This is a genomic window from Acidithiobacillus sp. AC3, from assembly GCF_050261095.1.
In the GTDB taxonomy this organism is placed as follows: Bacteria; Pseudomonadota; Gammaproteobacteria; order Acidithiobacillales; family Acidithiobacillaceae; genus Igneacidithiobacillus; species Igneacidithiobacillus copahuensis.
Genome location: NZ_CP189838.1, coordinates 1,601,914 through 1,619,331 on the forward strand (window position 1 = coordinate 1,601,914; position 17,418 = coordinate 1,619,331).

Annotated in this window: 15 protein-coding genes, 2 tRNA genes and 1 pseudogene; all 18 read right to left on the minus strand. The window is 60.1% G+C overall.

The features are described 5' to 3' along the window. Positions 1 to 18: 18 nt before the first annotated feature. The gene (locus tag ACQAYK_RS08115; RefSeq protein ID WP_483167457.1) at positions 19 to 828 is read right to left on the minus strand and encodes a flagellar brake protein; all 810 of its coding nucleotides are present in this window, start codon (positions 826 to 828) and stop codon (positions 19 to 21) included. A 57-nt stretch (positions 829 to 885) separates the two neighbouring features. After that, a complete protein-coding gene (locus ACQAYK_RS08120; RefSeq protein ID WP_483167458.1) occupies positions 886 to 2,364 on the minus strand; it encodes a peptidylprolyl isomerase in 1,479 nt (492 codons plus the stop codon). A 79-nt stretch (positions 2,365 to 2,443) separates the two neighbouring features. Continuing rightward, positions 2,444 to 2,520: transfer RNA gene (locus tag ACQAYK_RS08125), tRNA-Asp, on the minus strand. A gap of 10 nt (positions 2,521 to 2,530) precedes the next feature. Then, a tRNA-Val gene (locus ACQAYK_RS08130) sits at positions 2,531 to 2,606 on the minus strand. Positions 2,607 to 2,617: 11 nt separating this feature from the next. Next, positions 2,618 to 2,914 (minus strand): annotated as a pseudogene (locus tag ACQAYK_RS08135) (HU family DNA-binding protein); the annotation flags it as partial. A gap of 112 nt (positions 2,915 to 3,026) precedes the next feature. Then, a complete protein-coding gene (gene lon / locus ACQAYK_RS08140; RefSeq protein ID WP_483167459.1) occupies positions 3,027 to 5,435 on the minus strand; it encodes an endopeptidase La in 2,409 nt (802 codons plus the stop codon). Between the two features lie 124 nt (positions 5,436 to 5,559). After that, positions 5,560 to 6,834 (minus strand): ATP-dependent Clp protease ATP-binding subunit ClpX, encoded by a 1,275-nt coding sequence (gene clpX, locus ACQAYK_RS08145; RefSeq protein WP_483167460.1) that lies wholly within the window; start codon positions 6,832 to 6,834, stop codon positions 5,560 to 5,562. 20 nt (positions 6,835 to 6,854) lie between these two features. Continuing rightward, positions 6,855 to 7,499: an ATP-dependent Clp endopeptidase proteolytic subunit ClpP gene (gene clpP / locus ACQAYK_RS08150; RefSeq protein WP_483168027.1), complete on the minus strand. Its 645-nt coding sequence runs from the start codon at positions 7,497 to 7,499 to the stop codon at positions 6,855 to 6,857. 27 nt (positions 7,500 to 7,526) lie between these two features. Then, positions 7,527 to 8,843 carry a trigger factor gene (gene tig / locus ACQAYK_RS08155; RefSeq protein ID WP_483167461.1) on the minus strand — a complete coding sequence of 439 codons (1,317 nt, stop codon included), beginning with the start codon at positions 8,841 to 8,843 and terminating at the stop codon, positions 7,527 to 7,529. Between the two features lie 37 nt (positions 8,844 to 8,880). Then, positions 8,881 to 9,486 carry an orotate phosphoribosyltransferase gene (gene pyrE, locus ACQAYK_RS08160; protein WP_483167462.1) on the minus strand — a complete coding sequence of 202 codons (606 nt, stop codon included), beginning with the start codon at positions 9,484 to 9,486 and terminating at the stop codon, positions 8,881 to 8,883. A gap of 27 nt (positions 9,487 to 9,513) precedes the next feature. Further along, a complete protein-coding gene (pyrF, locus tag ACQAYK_RS08165; protein WP_215871832.1) occupies positions 9,514 to 10,212 on the minus strand; it encodes an orotidine-5'-phosphate decarboxylase in 699 nt (232 codons plus the stop codon). Beyond that, entirely contained in the window at positions 10,209 to 11,354 is a 1,146-nt protein-coding gene (locus ACQAYK_RS08170) for a tetratricopeptide repeat protein (protein WP_215871833.1), read from the minus strand. Before ACQAYK_RS08170 ends, pyrF begins: the two co-directional genes overlap by 4 nt. 14 nt (positions 11,355 to 11,368) lie before the next feature. After that, positions 11,369 to 11,665: an integration host factor subunit beta gene (locus ACQAYK_RS08175; RefSeq protein WP_215871834.1), complete on the minus strand. Its 297-nt coding sequence runs from the start codon at positions 11,663 to 11,665 to the stop codon at positions 11,369 to 11,371. A gap of 75 nt (positions 11,666 to 11,740) precedes the next feature. Continuing rightward, on the minus strand, positions 11,741 to 13,453 hold the full coding sequence (rpsA, locus tag ACQAYK_RS08180; protein ID WP_215871835.1) for a 30S ribosomal protein S1: 1,713 nt from the start codon (positions 13,451 to 13,453) through the stop codon (positions 11,741 to 11,743). Between the two features lie 60 nt (positions 13,454 to 13,513). Beyond that, a complete protein-coding gene (gene cmk, locus ACQAYK_RS08185) occupies positions 13,514 to 14,215 on the minus strand; it encodes a (d)CMP kinase (RefSeq protein WP_215871836.1) in 702 nt (233 codons plus the stop codon). Further along, on the minus strand, positions 14,212 to 15,510 hold the full coding sequence (gene aroA / locus ACQAYK_RS08190; RefSeq protein WP_215871837.1) for a 3-phosphoshikimate 1-carboxyvinyltransferase: 1,299 nt from the start codon (positions 15,508 to 15,510) through the stop codon (positions 14,212 to 14,214). The genes cmk and aroA overlap by 4 nt, the downstream gene beginning before the upstream one ends. A gap of 8 nt (positions 15,511 to 15,518) precedes the next feature. Beyond that, the gene (locus ACQAYK_RS08195) at positions 15,519 to 16,397 is read right to left on the minus strand and encodes a prephenate dehydrogenase (RefSeq protein ID WP_215871838.1); all 879 of its coding nucleotides are present in this window, start codon (positions 16,395 to 16,397) and stop codon (positions 15,519 to 15,521) included. A 1-nt stretch (position 16,398) separates the two neighbouring features. Then, positions 16,399 to 17,415, minus strand: coding sequence for a 3-deoxy-7-phosphoheptulonate synthase (gene aroF, locus ACQAYK_RS08200; RefSeq protein WP_215871839.1), 1,017 nt, complete (start codon positions 17,413 to 17,415; stop codon positions 16,399 to 16,401). Between the last annotated feature and the right edge of the window lie 3 nt (positions 17,416 to 17,418).

The following is a 17,418-nucleotide window of genomic DNA, read 5'->3' on the forward strand; positions in this document are numbered from 1 at the left end:
CCCCTCATGGTCACCCGCTCAACCCCGCCACCAGCGACGTAGCTTGCGCCCCAGACCCGCCGGTTGCTCAGCGGTTCCGCTGGCTCTCCCACCACCGAGACCAATGCCCAGGGCCTTGAGAATTTCGCGATCGCGGCTTTGAACATATTGCGCGATGCCTTCTCGGATCGCGGCGGACATGTCTTGAAACTCCAGACCAACCACCAGGGCATCGCCACGCTGACTGTGCAGATCAGTAAAGCGGGCGATCGCTGACAGCGATAGCTCATTGCCGCCGCGCAGCTGAAAGCGGACGTCAGGAAAGTGCTCTCCTGCCTGCACGGGAAAATCTCGTGGCGCCGGTCGAAACAGGGCACGCATACCGCCCACACTGATGTCCTGCATTGTGCCCAAAAACGTTTCAGCTCCTAGGCGGGAGATCATTACCTGATCGGGATCGCCGACTGCCGGCGGTACCCGATAGAGCTGCCGCCGCTGCATCTGATAGAGGGCCTCGGGAAAATCCAGGACCAGTTCCTCCGGACTTCGTTCGCGCAGATTTGAACGAAAGCCGGTGATCACGCCATCAATACGCGCCAGCAGCACTACCGGGGTCCCCGACTGAATTTGCGTCGGCAGGTCGAGAGGAAGATCCAATACCAGGCTGCCAGAGTCGGCATTGGGAAGCAGCATGGAGGTGTAACTACGATCACGCTCTGCAAAGAATAGGGTACAGAAAAGGTGCTCACGGGTAATGCGCTCGATTATCTGTAGCGCCTTGCTTCCCGCCCCAATCTGGTACTCTTCGCTGAACAGCTTGTGCTGCAGATTCTCGAGACTCTCCGACACCCCGCTCCCCTCCCCCTCTACGGATGAACGGCTACTTTCTGCAAATTTCCGTAACGATCATCCAATTGCCTGTTGTAGATTACTTTGATAGATCTTTACCTTTCCCTGATCGCGCAGGGCCCGCAGATAGGCTCGACTCAGCAGTCGCAGCCGTTGCTCCGCCAGGGACTTCTGAATTTCATCACGCACCGAGGGATTGAGCAAATCGGGACTGGGCAGGACCACCCCGGCAACCGCGTACAAGGTGCTTGCAGAGGTATCTTCCAGCGATCCCACAGTGACCTTGCCGCTGGCAGGGGCCGCTGCCAGGAATATTTTCTGGAGCAACGGCGATGACAGGCCATGCGCTTCCCGGCGGGAGATTTCGGGATAATGCACGAGCTCTGCGGAATATTCCTTTTGCCAAGAAGCAATACTCTGTTCCTTGCGTGCCGTTGCCAGCAATTGCTTGGCTTCTGCCAGACGCATCTTGGCCGCCTGCTGCTGGAGCACTGCACTGCGGACTTGCGTTTCCACTGCCTGCAGGCTCCGTGTCTGGGCAGGCTGGTAATGCATCAGGTGCAATGCCAGCAAATCGCCGTTGGCAAGTCGCAAGGCGCTGCTGTTCTTGCCGGCGCGCACCGCCGCACTGAAGGCCAGCTTGACGGCTGCCGGTTCAGCGAATACTCCGGTACCGGCTTTCCCCTCCTCGAGAAGGCCGCTCTGCTCTGGCGTCAGATCGTACTGCTTGGCCACGGCCTGGAGATTTGGGCTACTGAATAAGAGATTTTTAAAGTTGTCGATCTGTGCTTCGAACTGCAGCTCGTCGGCAAAGTCCTTCTTCCCCAGAACGAGGTACTGTACCTGCATTTGCGCGGGCTGCTGGAATTCTGCCTTATGGGCCTGGTAATACTGGTCGATCTCTGCGGCACTGGGATGCACCTGGGCAATGAATTGCGCATTATGCAGGGTCAATACGGAGACATCGCGGTATTCCTGGGACCACTGCCAGACTTGTTGCGCCTCCTGGGGCGAGGCACTGGCGAGGATCTGGGGCAGGGCCTGTAATTGCTCCAGCAGCATCCCCTGGCGCAATTGTGCCTCGAACTGCGCGGGAGTCAGACCATTTTCTTTGAGGAGCTGATCATAACGGGTTCGGGAAAACTTCCCACTTTCCGCAAAAACCGGCATCGCAACAATCTTGGCGCTCAGGGCGCTGTCGGGTACCTGCAGATGCAGCTTGCTCGCCTGGTGCGCCAGCAGTAGGTCGTCGATCATGCTGTCGAGAACCTGCTGCGCGAAGGCTGGGGTCTTGGTCACTTTGCTGGCCGTGTCACTGCCAAAAACATGGGCGTACTGCTCTTTCGCCTGTTGCAGACGGTGTTGAAAGAGGCTGCTGCTGATCTTTTCGCCGTCCACTTTGGCGACCACCTCGGTGGCATCGCCTTGGTTGAATAGGTAGCCGCTTACGCCCCAAAGGATAAAAGACAAACCAATGACGAGCATCCCGATTTTTGCCACCCAGGATTGGGCCAGACCACGAAAGACATCAAGCATAGAAAAACCTCAAAGGTGTGGACTATCCGTAAGCACCGAGACATAAAAAAAGGCGACCCCATCGGGATCGCCTGCGTTGTGGCGGGGTGGACGGGGCTCGAACCCGCGACCTCCGGCGTGACAGGCCGGCATTCTGACCAACTGAACTACCACCCCACAAGGGCTTTGGTGGGCGGTGAGGGGCTCGAACCCCCGACATTCGGCGTGTAAAGCCGACGCTCTACCAACTGAGCTAACCGTCCGACCAGAAGACCTAGTTTACTGCATCCCGAAGCGCTTTTCCAGCCTTGAACTTGGGCGAGCGGCTGGCAGGGATCATGATCTCTGCTCCCGTGGCAGGGTTACGACCCTTGCGTGCCTCACGCTCAGCAACCACAAAGGAACCAAACCCGACCAAGGTTACCTGGTCACCGGCTTGCAGTGCCTCGGTAACGACCTTGATCGCTGCATCGAGAGTGCGGCTGGCTGCAGCGCGGGATACGTCGGCTTCTTCTGCAATTTTTTCGACCAATTCGGATTTGTTCATATTTCCCTGTCTCCTGAGTGTGTACTGTAAGGCTTGACGATTAAGGCCAGAGTTTTATAGCAGGACAAAAAAAGCGCTGTCAAGAACAGCTGCAAAAATAAACCGCCCCAGATTTATTCTGGGGCGGCAATTAGTTTCAGTGCGCCGCACCACGTTTGCCAGTGCCTTCATCGACCGGAACGGCAGCCGCCGCCACGGCGCCCTCTTCATTGGCCGGTACCGGTTCTGGCATCCGTTCCAGGGCAATGGCAAAGACCTCGTCTATCCAGCGCACCGGTTTGATGGTCAGGGCATCGCGCACGTTTTTGGGAATATCCTGCAGATCCTTTTCATTCTCTGCCGGGATCAGCACGGTGCTGATGCCACCGCGATGTGCTGCCAACAGTTTTTCTTTCAATCCACCAATCGGCAGCACTTCGCCACGCAAGGTAATTTCACCGGTCATCGCCACACTGGCGTGCACCGGGATACCGGCCAGCGCCGAAACCAGGGCCGTGACCATACCGATACCGGCACTTGGACCATCCTTGGGGGTGGCGCCTTCCGGCACATGAATGTGCACATCCCAGTTCTGATAGAAATCCGGGGCAATACCGAGAATACCGGAACGGGCGCGCACCACGCTCATCGCTGCCTGAATCGACTCTTGCATGACGTCGCCCAGCTTGCCGGTGATCAGCAACTTACCCCGTCCCGGGACCACCACCGCTTCAATGCTCAGCAGTTCGCCACCCACCTCCGTCCAGGCCAGGCCAGTGACTTCGCCGATGCGATTCTCTTTCTCGGCCTTGCCAAAATCGAAGCGCTGTACGCCGAGATACTTGTCGAGATTGCGCTCGCTGATCTGTATCTTGCGGCGTTTTTTGTCGAGGAGCAGCTCCTTGACCACTTTGCGGCAAAGGCGTGCCAGTTCCCGTTCGAGATTCCGCACCCCAGCTTCGCGGGTGTAATGACGGATGATATCCCGAATCACGGCCGTCGAGATCTGGATTTCGTCCTTCTGCAAACCGGCCTTCTCAATCTGCTTGGGCAGCAGGTACTGATTGGCGATGTGGATTTTCTCGTCTTCGGTATACCCCGAGATGCGAATCACCTCCATACGATCCATCAGCGGTGCCGGGATATTGAGGGTATTGGCAGTGGTGACGAACATAACCTCGGACAGATTGAAATCCACCTCCAGGTAATGATCGTTGAAGGTGTTATTCTGCTCCGGATCGAGGACTTCGAGCAGGGCCGAGGCCGGATCGCCGCGAAAATCCATGGCCATCTTGTCGACTTCGTCAAGCAACATCAGCGGGTTGCGGGTACCCACCTTGGACAGGCTCTGCACGATTTTGCCAGGCAAGGCGCCGATGTAGGTGCGGCGATGCCCGCGGATTTCCGCTTCATCGCGAACGCCGCCGAGGGACATGCGCACGAATTTGCGCCCCGTCGCTTGCGCGATGGAACGGCCGAGACTGGTCTTACCCACCCCTGGCGGGCCCACCAGACAGAGGATCGGACCATGGCTGTTGCCGACCCGCTGCTGCACTGCGAGATATTCCAGGATTCGCTCTTTCACGTCTTCCAGGCCGTAGTGGTCGGCATCCAGAATCTCCTTGGCATGGGCCAGGTCCTGGGTCATCTTGCTGCGCTTCTTCCACGGCACGGCAACGAGCCAGTCGATGTAGTTGCGCACTACGGTGGCTTCCGCCGACATCGGACTCATCATGCGCAGCTTTTTCAGCTCTGCATCGGCCTTGGCACGCACGTCTTTAGGCATGCCAGCCTTCTGGATCTTGCGTGCCAGCTCGTCGGCCTCGTTGCCGCCCTCCTCCGACAGATCCCCCAGCTCCTTTTGAATGGCCTTCATCTGCTCATTGAGGTAGTACTCGCGCTGGCTCTTTTCCATCTGCCGCTTGACGCGACCGCGAATCCGCTTTTCCACCTGCAACAGATCGATCTCAGACTCCATCATGCCGAGCAGATGTTCGAGCCGCGCGCGGGTCTCGGCCTTTTCCAGGATTTCCTGTTTTTCCTCGAGCTTGAGGTTGAGATGGGCGGCCACGGTATCGGCCAGGCGCGCCGGGTCGTCGATGCTCGCGAGGGTTTGCAGGATCTCGGGCGGAATCTTCTTATTGAGCTTGACGTAGGCCTCGAACTGAGCCTGCACCGAACGAACCAAGGCCTCCAGCTCGCGGTCATTGGCGGTACCGGAACGCACCACGGCAATCTGCGCGCGCAGGGTCTCTTCGGCCGGCAGAAAGGCCTGGATACGGGCCCGGTCGGTACCTTCCACCAGCACCTTCACCGTGCCATCCGGCAACTTCAGCAGTTGCAGGATGGTCGCGACCGTTCCCATGCGGAAGATCCGCTCCGGCTCGGGATCGTCATCGGCGGCGTTGCGCTGGGCAACGAGCAGGATCTGCTTGTCGCCGGCCATGGCGTCCTCCAGGGCGCGGATGGATTTTGGCCGTCCGACAAAGAGAGGGATGACCATAAAGGGAAACACCACCACGTCGCGCAGGGGCAGGACGGGGACGATGAGGGATTCTTCGCTCATGAGAGAACTCGTTTTGGATTCAGCCACGCTTCACTCCAGGGTAGCGGGGAAGAAAAACTCTCCCCATGGAAGGAGGAAATGGGGGCCGACGCTGTCGTTTTCAACAGCGTCGGATCAGGAAGGTTCAGGCAGGGTGAGAAGCATCCACCTTGGCCGCTTCATCGTAGACCAGCAGCGGCTGGTTGCCATTTTCGACGACCCCGGCATCAATTACGACCTTTTTGATACCCGACATGGAGGGTAGCTCGTACATGGTATCGAGCAAAATATGCTCGAGAATCGAGCGCAGTCCACGCGCACCAGTCTTGCGCGTGAGCGCCTTCTTGGCAATGGCGCGCAGGGCCTCGGGGCGGATCTCGAGCTGGATGCTCTCCAGGGCAAAGAGCTTTTGATACTGCTTGACGAGGGCATTCTTGGGCTCGGTAAGGATCGTCACCAAGGCATTTTCGTCCAGTTCTTCGAGCAGGGCGAGGATGGGCAGGCGACCGACAAACTCTGGAATGAGTCCATAACGCACCAGATCCTCGGGTTCGAGATTTTCCATCATCGTCGCCGTGGCCAAGTTTTCCTTACCTTTCTTGATCTTGGCACCAAAGCCGATACCGCCCTTCTCCAGACGGCTGGCGACGGCCTTTTCCAGGCCGGCAAAGGCACCACCACAAATGAAGAGGATATTGCGGGTATCGACCTGCAAAAACTCCTGCTGCGGGTGCTTGCGGCCGCCCTGCGGCGGCACCGAGGCGACCGTGCCTTCGATCAATTTGAGCAGGGCCTGCTGCACTCCCTCCCCCGACACATCACGGGTGATGGAGGGATTTTCGGACTTGCGAGAAATCTTGTCGATTTCATCGATATAGACGATGCCCGTCTGCGCCTTCTCAACGTCGTAGTCGCACTTCTGCAGCAGCTTCTGGATGATGTTCTCGACATCTTCACCGACATAACCGGCCTCGGTCAGGGTCGTGGCGTCGGCCATGGCGAAGGGGACATTGAGCAGGCGCGCAAGGGTCTGCGCCAGCAGGGTCTTACCCGAACCGGTGGGGCCGATGAGCAGGATATTGCTCTTGTCGAGCTCCACATCGCTACCCGACCCGCCATGTTCAAGGCGTTTGTAATGGTTGTACACTGCCACCGACAGGACCTTTTTGGCGACGTCCTGACCAATGACATAATCGTCCAGGGTCTGACGAATCTCCATCGGCTTGGGGAGCTTCTGCTCCTTGTCGCTGGCAGTTTCGTCCAAGGATTCATCCTTGACGATATCATTACAAAGCTCGATACATTCGTCGCAGATGAAGACGTTGGGTCCGGCAATCAGCTTGCGTACTTCGTGTTGCGTTTTGCCACAAAAGGAACAACAGAGGTTCTTGTCACCACTGCTCTCGTTTTTTCCAGACATCGCTACACTCCTGCCTGTCTTCAGGCACTCTCGTCATCACCGCGATGGGTGATGACGGCATCAACCAAACAATACTCTTTTGCTTCATTGGCAGACATGAAGAAATCTCGATCGAGATCTCGCTCGATCCGTTCTTTGTCCTGACCGGTGTGATGCACCAGGATCTCGTTCAGACGCTCGCGAATCCGCAAAATCTCTTTGGCGTGGATGTCGATATCGTGCGCCACCCCCTGAAAGCCGCCCGAAGGTTGGTGCAGCATGATCCGGGCATTGGGAAGGGCGTAGCGCTTGCCAGCGGCCCCTGCGGCGAGAAGCACTGCCCCCATACTGGCCGCCTGCCCCACGCAAACCGTACTGACAGCGGGTCGGATGAATTGCATGGTATCGTAAATGGCCAGCCCTGCCGTCACCGAACCCCCCGGGCTGTTGATATAGAGGGCGATATCTTTTTCCGGATTTTCCGCTTCCAGAAACAGGAGCTGGGCCACTACCAAATTGGCCATCATGTCTTCCACCGGGCCGACCAGGAAAATGACTCGCTCCTTGAGCAGGCGGGAGTAGATATCAAAGGCGCGCTCGCCACGTCCGGTCTGCTCGATAACCATGGGAACATACCCCAGAGCCCGCGTTTCCAGCATATTTTCGTCCTGCAATACCCGCTTCATCACCACTGCCCTCCAGGTTATCCTGCTTCAGCCTTCACTGCCTGTGCCAGCACGAGCACCAATCAGATCCTGAAACCCAATCTTCTGTTCTTCCACTGTAACACGCTCCAGCAGCCAGTCCACTACCGCATCCTCCAGGACCATCGATTCCAGATTTTCCATCCGTTCTTGATCCTTGCGGTACCAGGCCATGAACTCACGCGGGTCTTCGTACTGCTCAGCCATTTCCGCCAGGGCCTGCTCCATCTTTGCGCTTGCTGCACGCAGTTGCTGCTGGCGAGCCAATTCGGAGAGGATAAGACCCAGGCGCACGCGCTTTTCCACTTCGGCAACCTGCTCCGCACTGAGTTCACCCTCTCGACCCTGCTTTTGCCGCTCCGCCTCTTGCTCAAGCAACGCCTTGGGTACTTCGATTACGTTGGCGGCCAGCACTTCCTGCATCAGTCCTGCCTTGAGCTGCTGACGGCTGAGTCGCTCGGCTTCGCGCTGGAGATTGGCACGCACCTCCTCCTGCAGAGTCGCCACGTCGCCATCCTCGATACCCAGGGAGCGCGCGAACTCACTGTCCAGCTCAGGCAGCCGTGGCTCGGCAATGTCCTTCACCCGCACCAGAAAATCCGCCATTTTGCCAGCCAGTTCGGCCACTGGATACTCTGCCGGGAAGGGGACGGCAACCTGCTTTTCCTCTCCTGCAGACATCCCAATCAAGGCATTTTCCATCTCCGGCAAAAGACGCCCCGCGCCGATGAGAACCGGATAATCATCCATGCTTCCGCCAGCAAAGGGTTCGCCATCGATCTTGCCGACAAAATCGATCAGCACGCGATCCTGGGCCTGCGCTGGCCGTTGCACCGAGACGTAGTCCTGGCGCTGCTGGCGCATGACGGTGAGCGTGCGTTCGACGTCCTCGTCGGTAATTTCCACGACATTGCGCGTCAGCGAGGCGCTGGGCGTCTGCGGAGTAAACTCTGGATAGACTTCGACCACCGCGGTAAAGATCAGATCCTGCCCCGGCGCCCCCTGCTCGACGTTGACCTCAGGCCGCGCTACCGGGCGCAGTTCGTGGCTGCGCAGGGCATTGGCATACTGTTCGTTGATCAACTCGTCGAAGGCCTCGAGCAGGGCATCACGTCCAAACTGGCGCTCGACCACCGGCATCGGTACCTTGCCCGGGCGAAACCCCGGCAAGCGGGCATGTTTCGCCTTGTGGCGCAGGGACTCCTTGTAGTGTGCTTCGACATCGGCGGCAGGCACCGTAAAACGCATATGCCGCTGCAACGGCGCATCGGCTGGGGTACTCAACTCCATGACTTGATCCTTTCTCTGCTGTGTTTCCATGGTCATAGGACCATCCTAAGACCTTGACCGAATTTGCTCAACTTCAACGCAAGCCGCGGCTCCCGGGCTTGACTGCCGGTGAACCCGCGGCACAGAGGGGACAATTGGCCGCCTCCCAGGTCTGCACGGGCAAACGAAGCAGCGGATAATACGGCACTCCGTCGAAATCCGGAATGCCCCCATTGCTGCGGTCGATGATTGCCGATACTGCCAGTACTTTTCCCCCACCGGCCTGCACCACGGCGATGCATTCACGGGTGGAGCCACCGGTGGTGGTGATGTCTTCGACCACCAGTACCCCTTCTCCGGGATCGAGAGCAAAGCCACGCCGCAGGCTCATCTGTCCGCCCTCCCGCTCGGTAAAGAAGGCGCGCACCCCCAGGGCCCGTCCGCACTCATGGGCAACGATGACCGCGCCCATGGCCGGACCGACAACCGCGGTGATCTGTGCACGCAATGCAGCGGGGATACCGGCGACCATCGCCTCGGCGACCTGGGCAGCGTGCTCGGGGTGCTGTAAAACCCGAGCCGATTGCAGATAGGTATCGCTGTGCAAACCCGAGGAAAGCAAAAAGTGACCGTGCAGGAGGGCGCCGTCCTGTTCATAGAGGGCGACAAGTTGATCGGGATTGAGCATTGGCTTCACCATTTATCGATTCTCCACAATGGAACGGGTCTACCGTACACTCGCCGCGGCCATATCGGCAACGATTGCGGCGACGACGGCACCGGGATCGGGGGCGGCCGTAATCGGTCTTCCGATCACCAAGTAATCGGCGCCTTGGGCCAGGGCCGCAGCGGGGGTGAGGACACGCCGCTGGTCGTCCCGGGCAAAGCCCGCGGGACGAATTCCCGGTGTAACGCGTAGCAAAGCCGGCAGCTCCTGCCGCAATTGCCCAGCCTCCTGGGCAGAGCATACAACACCGGCGAGCCCGGTCTCCGCGCTCAGTGCGGCGAGCCGTCGCACCTGTTCGGCGGGCTTGCTGTGGCAACCAATCTCTTCCAGATCAGCAGCATCCAGACTGGTGAGGACAGTAACGGCAATCAGCAGCGGCGGCGCAGCACTGACGGACACGGCCTCCCGCGCCGCTTCGAGCATTGCCCGCCCGCCGCTGGCATGCACATTGAGCATCCATACGCCCAGCTCGGCTGCCGCCCGACAGGCGCCGGCAACAGTTGCCGGGATGTCATGAAACTTCAGATCCAAAAATACCTGAAAGCCGCGCGCCTGCAGATTTTCCACCACTGCCGGGCCGGCGCGGGTAAACAGCTCCTTGCCGACCTTTACCCGGCATTGTTGCGGGTCAAGACGATCGGCCAAAGCGAGGGCCGATGGAGCGTCCGGAAAATCGAGAGCTACGATGAGTGGGGTCATGCTGCCAGTCCTCCGCTGCGAAAGGTGTCCCAATGGCGACAGCTGGGGCAGCGCCAATAAAATTCTGCGGTCTGGTAGCCACACTGCTGGCAGTGAAAGAGCCCGTCGGCAAGGGGCAATTCCGCAATTGCCCGCTGCATTTGCGGTACGACGGCGGCAGCATCGCCGCCGGCGCGCAGATAGAGTTGCAGGACGACCCGATCATCGCCGTTACGCAGCTTATCCTGCAGTAACGCGATAACTTTTGCGTCTCCTTCCACCTGACGGACAGCCTCCACAAGCCGCGGCAGCAGGAGAGAGGCACTGTCTGCCAGAGTCAGCAATTGCGCGCGCCAGGCGCGGCAATCCAGCGACGCTTCGCAGTTGCGCAGGGTTTCCAGATACGGTACCAGAATCTGCGCCAAGACCGCGAATCGGTCAGGCTGCAACAGCGTCGACCAATGGCGCGCCGCAACTTCCCAATCACGCTGCCCATGGGCAATACGACCACGCAGCAGGACGAGCCGGGGACACTGCGCATCTGCCCGTTCCGCTTCGCTCAGATAGGTTTCAATGGCTTCCTTGCGGCGCAACCCCTCTTCCGCAAGCTCACAGTAGAGCAAGGCGATAATCCGGTTCTGTCCCGTCTGGCCACGCTCACGCAATGCTCGCCGCGTGCGTATGGCCTGCTCCCAGTCGCCGCCCAACTCATAGACCTCCGCCAGGAGTTCGCGCGCCGGCAACGAGTCACCGTCCTTGCGCAACAAATCCACCAAAATCGCCTCAGCACGATTGAGAATTCCGGCCTTGAGATAGTCGCGGGCCATTTCCAGCAGCACTTCCTGCTTGCCGACAAGGTCCAGCTCTTGCTGATCGAGCAGATGTTGATGCACGCTGAGCGCGCGTTCGAGCTCACCGCGACGTCGGAACATGCGCCCCAGGGCCAGCAGCAGCTCGGAACTCTCCGGGTAGCGGCGCAGGGCGTCGAGGAAGGTTTTGACCGCCTCGTCGTTGCGTTCGCCAAGAAGGTGCCCCAAACCCTGCACATAGGCACGCGGCAATGGAACTGGCGTCGGGCGACGGACACGACGGGCGGAAACCCACCAACCTGCCAAAAAGGCGATTGGAAGCAGCAGAAACAGGGCCAGGGTCAGCGTACCCATGGCAGCGGCGACAACTAACTTACGGACGCAGGGGCGTAGTCGACCTGCTCACGCAACTCCTTGCCGGCCTTGAAATGCGGCACCCGTTTTTCCGGCACTCGTACCGATTCGCCAGTGCGAGGATTGCGCCCCACCTTCTCCGGACGAATATGCAGGGAAAAGCTTCCGAAGCCCCGGATCTCGATCCGTTCATCCTGCTGCAAGGCGTCGCTCAGATATTCGAGAATGTGGCGAGTGGCATTTTCAATATCCCGCGGCGGCAACAGTGGGTGTTTCGCACTGATATATTTGATCAATTCTGACTTTGTCATTGGCAATCCTCCCAATCTGCAGGAAAGAAGCAGGCCATCGAACACGGCAGGTCGATGGCCACCCAGAGGGCGAACTCAGCCCTCTTCTTCCTGCTTGCGCTTGAGCTGCTCCTTGATCAGGTCGCCGAGGCTCGTGGTGCCGGTGGCGGCGCTGCGCGCATACTGCTGTACCAGGGCTGACTGGTCTTCCGAAGATTGGCTGTGTACTGCTTCGCGCGCCTTGCTGCCCAAGGTCAAGCTGCGATTTTTCCGGTCCACCACGGCGATCGCGACGCGCACCGGGCTTCCCTCTTGCAGCTGCGTACCCTTGGCGATCTCGCGCGTGGGGAGAAATCCTTCGACCCCTTCCGCCAGACGCACCAGGACCCCCTTACCGTCGACGCTAATGACTTCGCCGTCGAGCATCTCGCCCTTGTCATTGGCCGCCACAAACTGAAGGAATGGATCGTTTTCGAGCTGCTTGATGCCCAGGCTGATACGCTCCCGCTCGGGATCGATACTGAGCACCACGGCATCCACCGAGTCGCCTTTCTTGAAGTCGCGAACGGCCTCTTCGCCGGGACGATCCCAGGACAGGTCGGAGAGATGGATGAGACCGTCAATGCCACCGTCCAGACCAATGAACACGCCGAAGTCGGTAATGCTCTTGATCTGCCCGGATACCCGGTCGCCCTTCTGGAAGTTGTCGGAAAAGTCTTCCCACGGATTGGGGAGACATTGTTTGATGCCCAGGGAGATACGGCGACGATCTTCGTCGATATCGAGTACCATGACCTCCACTTCCTGGCCCAGATGCAGCGCCTTGGCCGGATTGACGTTCTTGTTGGTCCAGTCGATCTCGGAGACGTGCACCAGGCCCTCGACGCCGTCCTCGATTTCGACAAACGCACCATAGTCGGTGATGTTGGTGACCTTGCCAAAAATACGGGTGTGTTCGGGGTAGCGACGGGCGATGTCCTGCCAGGGATCGGCACCCAACTGCTTCATGCCCAGGGAGATGCGGCCACGCTCGCGGTCGAACTTGAGGACAATGACTTTGACCTCGTCACCGGCGTTGACCACTTCGCTGGGATGCTTGACGCGACGCCAGCCCATGTCGGTGATATGCAGCAGCCCGTCGATGCCACCCAGATCGATGAAGGCACCATAGTCGGTAAGATTCTTGACCACACCTTGCAGGATCGCGCCCTCCTGAATGCTTTCCAGCAGCTGGCCGCGCTCGGCACTCTGCTCCTGCTCGACCACCGCACGCCGCGAAACGACGACGTTGTTGCGCTTGCGATCGAGCTTGATGATCTTCATCTCCAGCTCTTTGCCTTCCAGATAGGCAACATCGCGCACCGGACGCACGTCCACCAAGGAGCCGGGAAGGAAGGCGCGCACACCGTCGATGCTGACGGTAAAGCCGCCCTTCACCTTGCCGGTGAGGAAGCCCTTGACCACCGCATTGTCGGCAAAGGCCGCCTCGAGCTCTTCCCAGGTCTTGGCGCGCCGCGCCTTCTCGCGCGACAGACGGGTTTCACCCATGCCATCTTCGACGGACTCCAGACAGACCTCCACCTGGTCACCAACCTGGACTTCCAAGGCGCCTTCGGCATTGCGAAACTGCTCGGCGGGAATGGGTCCTTCGGATTTGAGCCCGACATCGACCATGACGATGTCGTTGTCGACCCGGGTCACGGTACCGACGAGCAGGTCACCGGGCTTGAGGCCCTGGGAGCTTTCACTCTCGGCAAAGAGTTCGGCAAAACTGGGTTCGGACTGCACTTCACTGTGTAGGGTGGTCATAAAATTCGCTAAACCTCGTGATGGAGCGCTGCTCTGCCCCGATACATGCTGTAACTGCCATCATTGGCAACAAAAAAACTCCCCGAGGGCGTCACGCGTCCACCCTTCGAGAACCCGAAAAGTCTGTTCAATGGTCTGACCGCTATTGTCCAGAACGCGCGCATCCGGTGCAGGCACCAGAGGCGCGACACTGCGCTCGCGATCACGGCGATCGCGCTCGGCGATCTCCCTTTCAACCTGCGCGAGAGTAGCACTAGCTCCCTGTTCTAGCAACTGTTTTAGGCGCCGCTTGGAACGTTCTTCGACACTTGCAGTAATAAATACCTTGAGGGGCGCATCAGGAAACACCACCGTTCCCATATCGCGACCGTCAGCTACAAGACCGGGCGGCTGGCGGAAATCCCGTTGCCGTTGCAGCAGTGCGCGCCGCAGATCCGCAATCACGGCCAGTTGCGAGGCACGCTGTCCCGCCTCGGCACTACGTAATTCCTCGGTAACATCCTCGCCATGGAGGAACGCATGGGTCGCAGCGTCCTGTTCTGCAAAATGCAACGGCAGATCCCGCGCCAGGGCAATCAGTGGCACCTCATCCAGCGGCTGCGCCTGGAGCAGGCCAGCACGCGCCGCCGCCAGCCCCGCGGCGCGATAGATCAAGCCACTGTCGAGTAAATGCCAACCGAGGCGCGCGGCGAGCAGTCGGCTGAGGGTACCCTTGCCGACGCCACCAGGGCCATCGATGGTGATGACCGGAACGTTGCTCATGAGACCACCTGCGCCAGATCCAGGCCCGCCTGGCGGGCAAGCACGGGGAAAGTGGGGAACGAGGTAGCGACATTTTCGCAATCCAGGATCTGGATCGCTTCCTCGGCACGCAAGGCAGCCATGGCGAAGGACATGGCGATGCGATGATCACCGTGGCTGTCCACTGTTCCCCCACGTATTTGGCCGCCATCGATGCGCGCGCCATCGGCGGTTTCCTCCACCAGAACTCCCAGATTCCGCAATCCCGCGGCCATCACCGCGATGCGATCGCTTTCCTTGACCCGCAGCTCTTCCGCCTCGCGCACCCGCGTCTGCCCCTCGGCGCAGGCGGCGGCGATAAAGATCGCTGGGAATTCGTCGATGGCCAGGGGCACCAGACGCGGCGGAATATCGATGCCGTGCAGCTGACTGGACCGCACCCGAATATCCGCCACCGCTTCGCCTCCTACCTCACGCAACTGGGTGAGGTCGATGCGCGCGCCCATACGGGTCAGGATCTCGATGACGCCGGTGCGGGTGGGATTGATACCGACATTTTCCAAGAGCAGGTCAGAGCCTGGGGCGATGGTCGCGCCGAGCAGGAAGAAGGTGGCCGAGGAGATGTCGGCAGGCACGTCGATGCATTGTCCTGCCAAGCGCCCGCCCCCTTGCAGACAGGCGCGCAAAGGTTCTTGCGACACCTCATAGCCAAAGCCGCGCAGCATGCGCTCACTGTGATCGCGAGTGAGAGCCGGTTCACGTACACAGGTCTGACCCGCGGCGTACAGACCCGCCAGCAGGATTGCCGACTTTACCTGGGCGCTCGCCATCGGCAGGGTATAGTCGATGCCGTGCAGCCGCGTACCCTCGATCTGCAGCGGCGCCTTGCCCTCCTTGGACGCGATCCGTGCCCCCATGGCCTGCAAAGGGTCGATCACCCGCCCCATGGGACGCCGATGCAGACTCTCGTCACCTACCAGAGTGCTGGGAAAGTCTTGCCCCGCTAGCACCCCCGCCAGGAGGCGCATGGCGGTACCGGAGTTCCCACAGTCGAGGGGTTTTGCCGGCGCGCGCAGTCCGTGCAGACCAACCCCCTGGATCCGCAGCTTGCCGTCGTCCGGCCCGTCGATCTGCACGCCCATGGCGCGGAACGCAGCGATGGTAGCCAGGACATCTGCGCCTTCCAGAAGGCCACTGACTTCCGTCACTCCCTCGGCCAGGGCACCGAGGATGACGGCGCGATGGGAAATCGATTTATCCCCCGGAACGCGCAGGCGCCCGCGCAAGGCGCCGCCGGGCTGGACGAGATACTGCATGGTCTGCCTCATGACGAAGGAAAGCGAAAACGGGAGCGGGTCTGTTGTCCGCGGCTCAGACTGGCAAGCAAAGGAGCCGGGTCTTCCCCAGCCAGGACTCCGTCGAGCCGCCCCAAGCCCTCTTGCAGACGCGCCAGTCGAGCTCGCACGGCAGCACGATTCTGCCAGAGGATGTCGGCCCAGAGCCGCGGGTCGCTCGCGGCAATGCGGCTGAAGTCGCGCAAGCCACCGCCCGCCAGCAGGGCCAACTCCGGCTCTGCGCCAAGGAGCTCAAGGTAGGCGAAGGCGAGGAGATGCGGCAGGTGACTGGTCGCGGCCAGGGCGGTGTCGTGGGTCGCCACATCCAGGTGCAAGACTTCGGCACCCAGTGCTGTCCAAAAACCGGTCAGACGCTCATCAACCTCTGCGTCGGTTACGGAACCCTGACACAGAATGCAACGGTAATCCCGGTAAAGATCCGCGTGCGCCGCCGCAAAACCGTGCTGCTCCGCACCGATGAGCGGGTGCGAAGATTGATAGCGCGCCCCCAGCAGCGCCTCTCCCTTGGCGACATTGTTCGCCTTGACACTCGCCAGGTCGGTGACAACGGCGGCCGCCGGCAAGTTCTCGGCGGCCAGCGCGAAATACACCGATAACGCCGCCGGCGGCACCGCCAGGATCAGGAGGTCGACCGCGCCGAGAGGCAAATCCGCGGGGTCTTCGCAAATCTCGTCAAACACCGCGCGACCGTGTCCCTGCGCGCTTCTCGCCAGCCCCAGATCCGATGCCGAGCCACCTGCTCCCTGCAGGATCCCGGTATATCCCCGCGCCCGTAACGCCAGCGCCAGGCTCCCTCCCATCAGCCCCAGGCCAATGATGGCGATGTTTTGGAAGGGAAAGGTGGACATCTCAGAGTTCGCGACCAATGGCCTCGGCCAGCTTGCGCAGATCGGCCATCAGGATTTTGAGCTGTTCGGGGCTCAGTGCCTGATCGGCATCACACCAGGCCTCTTCCGGGCAGGGATGCGACTCGATGAGCAGACCGTCGGCCCCAGCAGCGATGGCGGCCTTGGCCAGGGCAGGCACCAACCAGGCCTTGCCGCCGGCATGACTGGGATCGACGATGACCGGCAGATGGGTCTCCTTTTTGAGGAAGGGGATGGCGGTAACATCGAGGATATTGCGGTAGCTGGTCTCGAAGCTGCGGATGCCGCGTTCGGCAAAGATAATGCGGTGATTGCCGTGGGCGGCGATGTATTCAGCGGCCATCAGCCATTCTTTGACGGTGGCGCTCATGCCCCGTTTGAGAATGATGGGCACTTCCAGGCGACCCACCTCTTTGAGCAGATCGAAATTCTGCATGTTGCGGGTGCCGATCTGGATGACGTCGACCCGCTTTTCCAGGAAGAGATCGATTTTGCGCACATCCATCAGTTCGGTAACGATAGGCAGATTGAAAGCGTCGGCGGCGTCGCGGAAAAAGTCGAGCCCCTCATCCCCCACCCCCTGAAAGGTGTAGGGACTGGTACGCGGCTTGAACGCACCCCCCCGCATCAGGCGACAGCCGGCCGCCTGGACTGCCGCCGCCGCCTGGCGCATCTGCTCTGGCGTTTCCACCGAGCAGGGACCGGCGATTACCTGAATCTGCTTGCCGCCAAAGGGGATTCCGCGGACTTCGACGATACTGTCACTGGCCTTGAATTCACGGCTGACGAGTTTATACGGTTTGAGAATGGGCATGACCTGTTCCACGGCGGGCAAGGACTCCAACATTCCCTCGGCAATCAGCCGTTCGTCGCCAATGAGGCCAACCACGGTCCGCTCGGAGCCATTGCTGACCATGGGTTGCAATCCCAGTTCGCGGATCCGTCGCAGCAATTGCTCGCGTTGCTCGGCAGTTGCCTGGGGTTTGACGATGACGATCATGAT